We start from the raw sequence: 11871 nt of genomic DNA, 5'->3' as shown, positions 1-11871 counted from the left end.
GGGTGTGGGGTGTAGGGTTTTACCGATTTTCATCTGGTCAATTACCTAATTTTCAGGGAAAAAGTACCTGAATTTTCCCCCCGCTCACTCCCAGGTCCGGTACTTTTGGATTGACAAAAAGTCTAAAAGTCTTATCCAGCAAGGTTTTTAGATTTATTCAGCAAGCCCTACCTATCCAGTGATCGGTTGGGTGTTGGGGAGCGGGGAGATAGTGAACAGTCGCTAGTGCAAGGCTCAGATCTGATCACCGATCACTGATTCAAGGCTGACAGCTAGAATAAGGTCATTAAACCTAAATAAAGCTTTAGGGAATAGAGGGGTGACAACATATACAATGATTGGGGTTTATCCTCAAGCAAACCTAAGCCTATGCCACGCCGTGATGACTTACAGAAAATCCTAATCTTGGGCGCTGGCCCAATTGTCATCGGACAAGCCTGTGAATTCGACTATTCGGGAACTCAAGCCTGTAAAGCCCTGCGAGAAGAAGGTTATGAGGTAATTTTAGTCAATTCTAACCCCGCCTCGATCATGACCGATCCAGAAATGGCCGATCGCACCTACATTGAACCAATTCTGCCGGAAATTGTCGAGAAAATTATCGCCAAAGAACGTCCTGATGCGATTCTACCGACTATGGGCGGTCAAACTGCCCTCAATACTGCCGTAGCTTTGGCCAAAAGCGGCGTTTTAGAAAAATATAACGTGGAACTGATCGGGGCAAAACTTCCCGCTATTGAAAAAGCCGAAGATAGGGAACTATTCAAAAAAGCAATGGAGAAAATCGGTGTTCCCGTCTGTCCTTCGGGGATTGCCAACAATTTAGAAGAAGCAAAAGCGATCGCCCATCAGATCGGTTCCTATCCTCTCATTATCCGGCCGGCCTTCACTTTAGGAGGAACGGGGGGCGGTATTGCCTATAACCAAGAAGAATTTGAACCGATGGCCCAGTATGGTCTAGATTGTTCGCCTACATCGCAAATTCTCGTCGAAAAATCCCTAATTGGCTGGAAAGAATACGAATTAGAGGTCATGCGCGATCTAGCCGATAACGTGGTGATCATCTGTTCGATCGAAAACTTTGACGCTATGGGGGTCCATACCGGCGACTCGATTACGGTTGCGCCCGCCCAAACCCTAACCGATAAAGAATACCAACGCCTCCGGGACTATTCTAAGGCAATTATTCGGGAAATTGGCGTAGAAACTGGCGGATCGAACATCCAATTCTCCGTTAATCCCACTAACGGCGACGTAATCGTGATCGAGATGAATCCCCGGGTATCCCGTTCTTCGGCCCTAGCATCGAAAGCCACGGGATTCCCGATCGCTAAATTTGCCGCTAAACTAGCAGTAGGCTACACTTTAGACGAAATTCCCAACGATATCACCAAAAAAACCCCGGCTTCCTTTGAACCGACTATCGATTACGTCGTCACCAAAATTCCTCGCTTTGCCTTCGAGAAATTCCCCGGCTCCCAACCGATTCTAACCACCCAGATGAAATCCGTCGGGGAAGCCATGGCTATCGGTCGAACTTTCCAAGAATCCTTTCAAAAAGCACTTCGCTCCCTAGAAACGGGCCGTTTTGGCTTTGGTTGCGATAAAATCGAAACTCTCCCCCCCCTCTCGGAAGTCCGGGCTGGTTTGCGGACACCTAACCCCGAACGGGTTTATAGTATCTACCATGCTTTTAAATTGGGCATGAATGGGGAGGAAATCCACGAACTAACCGGGATCGATCCCTGGTTCCTCGATAAATTGGCCGATTTGATGGAAACCGAGAAGTTCCTCAAACGAACTCCCCTGAAAAGTCTCGGCAAAGAGGACTTATTCGCTATTAAACAACAGGGTTTTAGCGATCGCCAAATCGCCTTCGCCACCAACACCAGCGAGGACGAAGTAAGAAGTTATCGCAAGGGTTTGGGTATTATTCCAGTCTATAAAATGGTGGACACCTGCGCGGCAGAATTTGAAGCTCTGACACCCTATTATTATTCCACCTACGAACAGGTAGAATCGGAAGTTTTACCCTCCGATAAACGCAAAGTGATGATCCTCGGTGGTGGCCCCAATCGCATCGGCCAGGGGATAGAATTTGACTACTGTTGTTGTCATGCCGCTTTTTCCCTGAGCAAAGCCGGTTTTGAGACGATTATGGTTAACTCTAACCCGGAAACTGTCTCCACCGATTACGATACCAGCGATCGCCTTTACTTTGAACCCCTGACTAAAGAGGATGTCTTAAATATCATCGAAGCGGAACAACCAGAGGGTTTAATTATTCAATTCGGTGGGCAAACTCCCTTAAAACTGGCGATTCCCCTGCAAAAATATTTAGAATCGCCTAATTGTCCCGTAAATACCAAAATTTGGGGAACTTCACCCGATTCGATCGATGCCGCCGAAGATCGGGAACGTTTTGAACAAATCCTCCGAGAATTAGATATCCGACAACCCCTCAACGGTATTGCCCGCAATTTCCAAGAATCCCAAGCAGTGGCTAAACGCATCGGTTATCCTGTGGTAGTACGTCCGTCCTACGTTTTAGGCGGTCGGGCGATGGAAATCGTCTATTCCGATAGCGAATTGGAACGCTATATGAAGTATGCGGTACAGATAGAACCGGATCACCCGATTTTAATCGATAAATTCCTCGAAAATGCCATCGAAGTGGATGTGGATGCCCTGTCAGATGCGACGGGAACAGTAGTTATCGGGGGATTAATGGAACATATCGAACAAGCGGGCGTACATTCGGGCGATTCTGCCTGTTCTATCCCCCATACGTCCCTGAGTGCCTCGGTTTTAACCACAATTCGACAATGGACGGTGGAACTAGCGAAAGCTTTAAAAGTAATCGGTTTGATGAATATCCAGTATGCGGTGCAGGGGGAGACAGTTTATATCTTAGAAGCGAATCCCCGCGCTAGTCGTACTGTTCCCTACGTTTCCAAAGCAACGGGAGTTCCTCTGGCAAAAGTTGCCTCCCTCGTCATGTCGGGCAAAACCCTAGCAGAATTGGGTATCATCAGCGAAGCAATTCCCCGTCATATTGCCGTGAAAGAAGCGGTTTTACCCTTCCAGAAGTTCCCCGGTGCTGATACTCTCCTAGGACCAGAAATGCGTTCTACAGGGGAAGTAATGGGGATTGACAGCGATTTTGGCAAAGCTTTCGCTAAAGCAGAAATGGCCGCCGGCGTGATTTTAGCCACCAGTGGGACGGTTTTCGTCTCGATGAATGATCGCGATAAAACCCCCATGGTTCCCGTGGTTAAGGATCTGCAATCCCTCGGTTTTCGCGTCGTCGCCACTTCCGGAACTCGTAAAGTTTTGTTAGAAAACGGTTGCGAAAATATCGATTTAGTGCTAAAGATTCACGAAGGCCGTCCCGACGTTGTCGATTGGATCAAAAATGACTGGATTCAGTTTATTGTCAATACTCCCAGTGGTGAAGAATCCCAAAACGATGGCCGAAAAATTCGCCGTACTGCCCTCGATTATAAGTTACCAATTATCACCACTATCGCCGGGGCAAAAGCGACAGTAGCGGCCTTAAAATCCCTGCAATCGCAACCTTTAGAGGTGAAAGCTTTACAGGATTATCTCGCCTAATTTCAGTTATCAGTTATCAGTTATCAGTTATCAGTTATCAGTTAGAAAGGGGATATAGGGGTTTAGGGAAATTTCAGCCAAATGCCCCACTACCCCACTACCCCATCTCCCCATCTCCCCACTACCCCATCTCCCCATCTCCCCATCTCCCCATCTCCCCACACCCCACACCCCATCACCCCATCTCCCCATCACACCCCACACCCTTCTCCCCAATTCCTAATTCCCATGACCGATACTCTAAACGATTATAAAAACCTGATTAGTGAACTGATTAACCGTTATAAAAACCGCGTCGATTTCCTGACAATTCGTCTGGAAGAAGCGCGGGGGACGAATATTCTACTACGTTCCGAACGAGTGGAAACCCTCAGCGAAGGTATTGCTATCGGTGGTCAGGTACGCGCCTGTTATAAAGGAGGTTGGGGATTTGCCAGCTTTAATCAATTATCCAGTTTACAGGAACGATTAGAAGATGCGATCGCTGCTGCCCGTTTAATTGGGGAAGAAGAAACCCTGATTGCCCCAGTAGAACCTGTAATTATTAGTTGTGAATTGCCTTTAACAGGAACGGATCCCCGTTTAGTACCATTAGCCGATAAAAAAGCCCTCTGCGATCGCTATAATAACTTACTGCGTCAACATCATGCCAGTATTGCCACCACTTCCGTCCGTTACAGCGATAGCAGTCAACATATTCTTTTAGGCACTTCTGACGGGACTTTAATCGAACAAAAATGGTCAGACTTAGAAATGCGTTTTTCGGCCACCGCTAGAGATGGGGACAGTGTACAAACAGGCCGGGAAACCACCGGATCCCGAAAAGCTTTCGAGGATCTGATCAATTTAGAAGAACAGGTGCAAGGGTCGGCTAAACGTGCCGTACAAGCCCTAGTTTTGCCCCCTGTCAAGGGCGATACTTACACCGTCGTCATCGATCCCATTTTAACCGGTCTGTTCGTCCATGAGGCTTTTGGCCACCTTTCCGAGGCAGATATGTTATACGAAAATCCCGACCTTTTGGAAGTGATGAGTATGGGCAAACGTTTTGGACCAGATAACCTGCAAATCTTTGACGGGGCCTATCCGGAAGGTCATCGGGGCAGTTATTTTTATGACGATGAGGGAACCCCCGCAACCACGACTCAGTTAATTAAAGATGGGGTTTTGGTGGGAAGACTGCATTCGCGGGAAACGGCGGGCAAATTAGGCGAAAAACCGACAGGTAACGCTCGTTGTCTCAATTATCATTATCCGCCCATTGTCCGCATGACCAACACTTGGATTGAACGGGGAACCACTCCCGTTAAAGAGTTATTTTCGGGGATAAAAACGGGAGTTTATGCCCAAAATTGGCAGGGAGGCATGACTAACGGCGAAATGTTCACTTTTAGCGCCGGGGAAGCTTGGATGATTCGCGATGGAGAAATTGCTGAACCCGTTAAAGATGTGACTCTCTCCGGTAATGTCTTTAAAACCCTAGCCAATATTGAGGCAATTGCTGATGATTTCTACTGGGACGAGTCAGGAGGCTGCGGAAAAGGGGGTCAAAGTGGTTTACCCGTCGGCTGCGGTGGCCCCAGTCTCCGTATCCGCGATGTGGTGGTGGGGGGAGAAGCAGATATTTAGTGAACAGTAAACAGTAAACAGTAATCAGTGCAAAGAAAGTGGGAAACTACTATTTAATACTGATAACTGATAACTAATAACTAATAACTAATAACTGATAACTGCTATAGCGCAGTTTAATACAGCCGAAATCGGGTGTATCCCACATTTGCAGAAATACCGACAAGCATCAATTATCAGTGATACTAAATCCTGTTTAAAAAGTATAGGATAGTGGGGTGTGGGGTGTGGGGAGAAACAATTCATAACTTGAGAGTTAATCACACTATTAAAAAGGGATTTGGTATGACTCTTAAATTAGTACAAAAATATGAACAATCGCGTGTAAGCATCTCACAGTTAACCTAATGCGCGGGGGGTTTGGGGGCGGCGCCACGCCCCCAACGGGGGGTTTGGGGGGTAGAACCCCCCAAAAGCTTGGATTGAGTGATAAAACCGAAAGTAACGCCCAATTTTAGGAGAAAGTTTCCCCTTAAAAATCCCAAATTAGTAGATTTACAAAAATGAGATGCACCCGCCGAAATCTATCTCATCTTCTCATCACTGTCTTCAATTTCTTGATCATCTTGATTGATTTCTTCTTTAAATCCCCGTAAAGTTTTCCCCAAAGCTGCCCCAAATTCGGGTATTTTTTTCGGTCCAAATATCAGGAGAACAACCACAGCAATAATTACTATTTCTGGCCAACCTAATCCAAACATAATCTTGAAAGTAAAAAGTAAAAAAAGAGAAAGGAGTCAGAATTCAGGAGTCAGGAGTCGTAAACTTGGAGAATTGCCAGATTCTGTCTTTTGCACGAGTGCCTGTTGCCTCTTGCCTTCAGAAGCTGATAACTGATAACTGATAACTGATAACTGATAACTGATAACTGATAACTGACTCTATGCTGCCACTTCAGCGCGTTTGTAAGCTTCGTCGAGGACTTCTGAGAGAGTCGGATGGGTGTGGATGCGGAAAGCGAGTTCATGGACAGATTTGCGTTCAGCGATCGCATTGGCCGCTTCTTGAATTAAATCCGATGCGTGGATACCGATAATATGAACACCGAGTAATTCGCCCGTATCCTGACGATAAACGACTTTAGCGATGCCTTCCGTTTCTCCTTCCGCTAAAGCTTTGGAATTTCCCTTAAAATAGGTCTTGACAGAAGCAACCTTATACCCTTCTTCCTGTGCCAAAGCTTCTGCTTGCGGTTCCGTTAAACCCACATAACTAATTTCGGGGTGGGTAAAAGCGGCGGCGGGAATACTGCGATAATCGATGGTTTTTGGGCGATTACAGATATTTTCAATGGCTATTACCCCTTGACCCGAAGCAGCGTGAGCTAACATCATTTTACCCGTAGCATCGCCCACGGCCCAGAGATGGGGAACCGGTTCACCGGACTGAATTACCTGCATTTTGTCATTAACGGCAATAAAACCGCGTTTATCCAGTTCTACCCCAACAAATTCCAAGCCGAGATTCTTTGTCGCCGGGATTCTTCCTGTAGCGACTAAACAAGCATCTACCTCTAAAATTTCGATCGCTTCTTTGCTTTTTGCGTCCACCAGTTCAATGGCCACAGGATTCCCCGGTTTAATACTTTTTGCCAAAACTCCCACATAAGTCTCGATGTCTCTAGGTTTAATCAGAACTCTTTCCGCGATTTTCGAGATTTCTGGGTCAAATCCTGGCATGAGACTATCTAAAGCTTCGATCATCGTCACTTCACAACCCAAAGCGGTGTATATATCCGAAAATTCTAGACCGATATAACCACTACCGATAATTGCGATCCACTTGGGTAAAGTTTCTAATCTAACGGCCTCATCGCTGGTAAAAACCGTTTTATGATCGATCTCGATCCCCGGTGGGACAAAGGGAACCGACCCCGGACAGAGCATAATATCCTTAGCGGTGTAGATTTTTTCGCCACTATCCCCGATGACGCTAACTTTTTGCGGGCCGGCGATTTTTCCCCAACCGTGGATAGTATCAACCTTGAGACGTTTAAGACTATTAGTGAGATCGCCTCTAATTTTACTGACAAGGTTGTTAGCATGATCGGCAATTGTCGGACGGTCAAAATTAACGCCAGCGATGGCAATACCTAGACTTTTCAGATGGTCACTATCGGCTAATTCGCGCACTCGTCCCGAGGCTGCCAGTAAAGCTTTAGAAGGAATACAACCGCGATTGACACAGGTTCCTCCCATATCTTTGGCTTCGATAATAGCTGTTTTTAGCCCACATTTGACTGCGTGTAGGGCTGCCCCGTGGCCACCAACTCCAGCACCGATAATAATTAAATCGTAGTCGAATTCACTCATAGTCTCTCTGACTCTCAAAGTTAGCATTATCCCATTTTACGATCCACTGCGATCAAGCTGTGCTATCCTGGGCAAAAACTGGAGCCAGTTTTTAGCCATCAGGCTCTTGTGCATTGAAACTGGCTATTGGCAATTTTAGGACAAGACGTTACTAGACCTCTGGTAAAAATCAAAAATTGTTGTTGGGATTAGGAGCCGGTCGTCAGTAGTCAGGAGAATTAAGCATGAATAATAATCAATTAAATGGTCTCTTCACAGATTTTAGGCAATTTAATCCTTATTTTTGCCGTTTTTGAATCCTCAAAAATTAATTATGCAAGACGTTACTGAATCAAGATATGAATAAGTAGGTGGGTGTTAAAAATTGTCAGATCCCCCCGCCTATCGGCACCCCCCTTATCAAGGGGGGCAGGGGGGATCAAAGACAAAATCTATCTTCAATTTAATTGAAACCATTTACTTATTAATTCTGCATCGTATCCATAAGTTAGTCTAGTGCTAGATTGGAAAAATTAGACCTCCCGCCAATACTTTGCCGGATGGGGGTATCATCTTTCTCCTACCATAATTTAGGCTCGAAACCAGAATCATTAATTATTTCTACTGTTTCTCCCGATGGTTTAATCACAAATAAACCTTGTTTATAGGCATAACGATCTACTCCTTCATCTATTTCTATTCCTGCCACTGCACCATAAGCTTGATAGTTTTTATAATGGGGAAATGCTTGTTTAAATCGACTTAATTTTTCTAAAAATTCATTGACATCATCTTTCGATAAACGAGACTTACATTCTACTAAAACTACCTCGGTTTCATCGACGGCTAAAATGTCAATCTCCATGGCTATTCCTTGCCGTTTTACCCTGGCACGACTGTAGGTTTCTTTAACATCGATACCTTTGCCACGAAATAGGCTAATAACAGCAGGTTCGACTAATTCCTCGACAAATCTTCCCCAGCGAGTGGTTAAACTATCCACAGCACGACTGGTATTGGCCACTGTTTTCTCTAGCTTGGCTAAACGGCGATCGGCTTCAGCAGCCCGGCGATCGGCTTCGGCAGCCCAGCGATCGGCTTCGTCCTTGGCTTCGGCGGCCCGGCGATCGGCTTCGGCCTTGGCTTCGGCGGCCCGGCGATCGTATTCATCGGCCCGGCGATCAGCTTCGGCCTTAGCTTCAGCCTTGGCTTCAGCAGCCCGGCGATCGTATTCTTGGCGTGATTGTTCAAACTTTTCGTTAGTTTTCTCAAAAAGTTTATAGATATCTTCGATGGTAATCGGTTGAGACATGGTTATTTGTTTTAATCTTTCTTATTTTACTTCTTACTATAATTGTACTAGCAAAGTGCAAGTCATTTTAGGGACGGGTGTGAATTGAGCAAGTCAATGGTTATACTAAATCCGTTGAGTAACGCACAGAAAACGGGTTTCTCGGAGAAACCCGTTTTCTACTCATGCACTCATGCAAAACGGAGAATAAATAATCAGTTTTTAATAACTGGATTTAGTATGAGGACGATATAGCGGGGACGGGAACCACAGTTTCTTCGTTGATCATGGTTTCTAATTGTTCAGCCTGGGATTTGGCTCAATAAATTGATCATTGCAAATAATTGTTACGAATACTTGACTTAAGATATGTCTATGCCCACAGAAACACAAATCAAAGAAAAAGCGCTAGAGTTAGGTTTCCATGGGGTCGGTATTGCTTCTGTGGATAGTCAAGACTCGGCGGTATCCCATCTAAAAAGCTGGTTAGAGCGCGGTTATCACGCTGATATGGATTGGATGACTAACCCGAAACGACAGGATATCAAAACTCTTTGGCCAGAAGTGCGATCACTAATATGTCTTGCCCTTAACTACTACACCCCCCAGCAACACAGTCCAGAACAAAACCATGGCAAAATTTCCCGTTATGCTTGGGGACGGGATTATCACAAAGTATTAAGTAAAAAATTAAAAGCCCTCAGTCAATGGTTAGAAAGTCAGGGGGAGCAAATTCAAACCCGTTACTATGTGGATACAGGACCGGTACAGGATAAAGTTTGGGCGCAAAGAGCAGGGATCGGCTGGATTGCCAAGAATGGTAACTTAATTACCCGCAATTACGGTAGTTGGGTCTTTTTAGGGGAAATATTAACTAATTTACCTTTAGAACCCGATCGACCCCATAGCGCCCATTGTGGCACCTGTAGCCGTTGTTTAAGCGCTTGTCCCACCCAAGCAATAGTTAGTCCCTCTGTGGTGGATGCTAATCGCTGTATTGCATACCATACCATCGAAAATCGTGCTGTAACTTTGCCTACAGAAATTGCCGAGAATTTACAAGGTTGGGTAGCTGGCTGCGATATCTGTCAAGATGTCTGTCCTTGGAATCAACGTTTTGCCCAAGTTACCGACGTGGAGGATTTTCAACCTCGTCCCGAAAACCTCTCGCCAAGGTTGGAGGAATTAGCTAATCTAACTATAGAGGAGTGGGATCGTCGTTTCATCTCGTCAGCCCTGCGTCGAATTAAACCCCAGCAGTGGCGACGTAATGCCCAAGCTAATTTAGCCCATTCCCCTCACCCCGCACAAGATGACAATTAAAGTAGTCGTGTTCGATTTTGATGGTACTATCGCCGATACCCACGATACTTTCGTGGAGATTGTCAATCGTTTGGCTAAAAATTTTGGTTATCAACCCATCAACGAGGAAGATTTGGCCAGACTAAAAAACCTTAGTTCCCAAGAAATTATTAAACAATCCCAAGTTTCCCCCGTTAAAATCCCTTTTTTACTCTATCGAGTTAAACGGGAATTAAATAAACAAATTGAATGTCTGAAACCTTTCCATGGCTGGCATCACTGCCTAGCCACTCTTAAAGAAAGAGGCTATAGATTAGGAATAATAACTTCTAATACCAAGGAAAACGTCACCATATTTTTAGCAAATAATCAACTCTTAAATTTATTTGATTTTATCTATTCGGGAACGCCTTTATTCGGCAAACACAAAATTATTGATCGCCTGATCCGACAAAATAAATTCTGTCCCGATGAAATGATTTATGTCGGCGATGAAACCAGAGATATTACTGCTGCCCAAAAAAGTCAAGTGCAGGTGGTGGCAGTCGCTTGGGGCTTTAATTCCCCTCAAATTCTCTCCCAATTTAACCCTGATCATCTCATTGATCATCCCCTAGAATTATTGGATATTTTAGATAGGGCTGGCTGAAAAAGTTTTTACTAGGAGCATGGACATTTGTACTAGAATATCCAACACTCAGTTTAAATATAGACTTCGATCGATGGGGGCAGAGAGACTCGAACTCTCACGAGCTTATAAGGCTCAACGGATTTTAAGTCCGTAGCGTCTACCATTCCGCCACGCCCCCGTTATTTAACCGACAATTTTTTATCATATCACAAATAATTTAATTGGCAAGAGTATTTTCAGCAAATTATTTTAGTCCGCCAATTCGATCGCCGCAAAGGGGGAAAGAGGGGGTAAAATGATCAGCAGGTGAATTGCAGTTCACCGACAGCCATTGATAAAAATCAATCCTTATGCAATCAATTCTGACGCAAGAAACCATTATCATCGCCCTGATCTACCTATCTCTCAGTGTCTTGTATTTGCTCGTCATTCCCGCCGTTATCTACTACTACCTCAATACGCGCTGGTATGTGGCATCTTCTTGGGAAAGAGGGTTTATGTACTTTCTGATGAGCTTTTTCTTCCCTGGGATGCTGTTGTTAAGTCCTTTCCTTAACTTCCGTCCCCAACGTCGTACCCTAAAAGCTTAAGTTATCACCAAAAAAACCCATGAGACGCATTGATGTCATCGGGATCGGTATAGGGATGTTTGCTATGGGCGGCATCCTCTACATTATCCTACAAAAAACCGGTTTAGATAGTGCTTCGGCGGGAATTTGGAGTCAAGCGGTGTTGGTAGGTGGTGTCATCGGTTGGATTTTTACCTATCTGTTTCGAGTTGCCACCGATAATATGACCTACGGCAAACAGCGCAAGGATTACGAAGATGCCGTCTTTAAAAAACGCCTGGAAGCGATGACTCCCGAAGAAATCGCCCAAATGCAGCGGGAGATTGAAGAAGAAAAAACTAAATAGGGCTGGCTGAATAAATCTAAAAACCTTGCTGGATAACACTTTTAGACTTTTTGTCAATCAAAAAGTACCAGATATGGGAGTGATCAGGGGGAAATTCAGGGACTTTTTCCCTGAAAATTAGGTAATTGACCCCCTCAAAATCGGTAAAACCCCACACCCCACACCCCACACCCTACACCCTGCCCCTAGGAAAAACT

Annotated in this window: 9 protein-coding genes and 1 tRNA gene; 6 read left to right on the top strand and 4 right to left on the bottom strand. The window is 45.1% G+C overall.

All coding sequences use genetic code 11. The features are described 5' to 3' along the window. Positions 1–369 precede the first annotated feature (369 nt). On the top strand, positions 370–3615 hold the full coding sequence (gene carB, locus PX482_RS27220) for a carbamoyl-phosphate synthase large subunit (RefSeq protein WP_288123265.1): 3246 nt from the start codon (positions 370–372) through the stop codon (positions 3613–3615). Between the two features lie 228 nt (positions 3616–3843). Next, complete coding sequence (locus PX482_RS27215) at positions 3844–5244, top strand: TldD/PmbA family protein (RefSeq protein ID WP_288026061.1); 1401 nt, start codon at positions 3844–3846, stop codon at positions 5242–5244. A 524-nt stretch (positions 5245–5768) separates the two neighbouring features. Here PX482_RS27215 and tatA read toward each other — a convergent pair. The 3 genes from tatA to PX482_RS27200 all read right to left on the bottom strand — a co-directional run bounded on the left by tatA (position 5769) and on the right by PX482_RS27200 (position 8847). Next, positions 5769–5945: a twin-arginine translocase TatA/TatE family subunit gene (gene tatA, locus PX482_RS27210; protein WP_002763330.1), complete on the bottom strand. Its 177-nt coding sequence runs from the start codon at positions 5943–5945 to the stop codon at positions 5769–5771. Positions 5946–6125: 180 nt separating this feature from the next. Continuing rightward, positions 6126–7556: a dihydrolipoyl dehydrogenase gene (lpdA, locus tag PX482_RS27205; RefSeq protein ID WP_002763328.1), complete on the bottom strand. Its 1431-nt coding sequence runs from the start codon at positions 7554–7556 to the stop codon at positions 6126–6128. A gap of 559 nt (positions 7557–8115) precedes the next feature. After that, on the bottom strand, positions 8116–8847 hold the full coding sequence (locus PX482_RS27200; protein ID WP_002763327.1) for a hypothetical protein: 732 nt from the start codon (positions 8845–8847) through the stop codon (positions 8116–8118). A 354-nt stretch (positions 8848–9201) separates the two neighbouring features. Between PX482_RS27200 and queG the strand changes: the two genes are divergently transcribed. Both queG and PX482_RS27190 read left to right on the top strand, forming a co-directional pair. Then, positions 9202–10149 (top strand): tRNA epoxyqueuosine(34) reductase QueG, encoded by a 948-nt coding sequence (gene queG, locus PX482_RS27195; protein WP_002763325.1) that lies wholly within the window; start codon positions 9202–9204, stop codon positions 10147–10149. Continuing rightward, positions 10139–10777, top strand: a complete 639-nt coding sequence (locus tag PX482_RS27190; RefSeq protein WP_002763323.1) for an HAD-IA family hydrolase — start codon at positions 10139–10141, stop codon at positions 10775–10777. The genes queG and PX482_RS27190 overlap by 11 nt, the downstream gene beginning before the upstream one ends. Positions 10778–10851: 74 nt before the next feature. Here the strand turns inward: PX482_RS27190 and PX482_RS27185 are convergent. Next, positions 10852–10937 (bottom strand) — tRNA-Leu (locus tag PX482_RS27185). 172 nt (positions 10938–11109) lie between these two features. Between PX482_RS27185 and ndhL the strand changes: the two genes are divergently transcribed. Then, the gene (ndhL, locus tag PX482_RS27180) at positions 11110–11349 is read left to right on the top strand and encodes an NAD(P)H-quinone oxidoreductase subunit L (RefSeq protein ID WP_002732218.1); all 240 of its coding nucleotides are present in this window, start codon (positions 11110–11112) and stop codon (positions 11347–11349) included. 19 nt (positions 11350–11368) lie between these two features. Further along, entirely contained in the window at positions 11369–11674 is a 306-nt protein-coding gene (locus PX482_RS27175) for a DUF3007 family protein (RefSeq protein WP_002763321.1), read from the top strand. Positions 11675–11871 lie beyond the last annotated feature (197 nt).

This window comes from Microcystis sp. M53602_WE12 (genome assembly GCF_030065455.1).
In the GTDB taxonomy this organism is placed as follows: domain Bacteria; phylum Cyanobacteriota; class Cyanobacteriia; order Cyanobacteriales; family Microcystaceae; genus Microcystis; species Microcystis aeruginosa.
This window is presented reverse-complemented; position numbering and strand designations above follow the sequence as displayed.

Excerpts from the sequence above, each read along its gene's own strand:
- tatA (WP_002763330.1), bottom strand. The coding sequence starts at position 5,945 with ATGTTTGGATTAGGTTGGCCAGAAATAGTAATTATTGCTGTGGTTGTT.
- lpdA (WP_002763328.1), bottom strand. The coding sequence starts at position 7,556 with ATGAGTGAATTCGACTACGATTTAATTATTATCGGTGCTGGAGTTGGT.
- carB (WP_288123265.1), top strand. The coding sequence starts at position 370 with ATGCCACGCCGTGATGACTTACAGAAAATCCTAATCTTGGGCGCTGGC.
- PX482_RS27215 (WP_288026061.1), top strand. The coding sequence starts at position 3,844 with ATGACCGATACTCTAAACGATTATAAAAACCTGATTAGTGAACTGATT.
- PX482_RS27190 (WP_002763323.1), top strand. The coding sequence starts at position 10,139 with ATGACAATTAAAGTAGTCGTGTTCGATTTTGATGGTACTATCGCCGAT.
- PX482_RS27200 (WP_002763327.1), bottom strand. The coding sequence starts at position 8,847 with ATGTCTCAACCGATTACCATCGAAGATATCTATAAACTTTTTGAGAAA.
- queG (WP_002763325.1), top strand. The coding sequence starts at position 9,202 with ATGCCCACAGAAACACAAATCAAAGAAAAAGCGCTAGAGTTAGGTTTC.
- PX482_RS27175 (WP_002763321.1), top strand. The coding sequence starts at position 11,369 with ATGAGACGCATTGATGTCATCGGGATCGGTATAGGGATGTTTGCTATG.
- ndhL (WP_002732218.1), top strand. The coding sequence starts at position 11,110 with ATGCAATCAATTCTGACGCAAGAAACCATTATCATCGCCCTGATCTAC.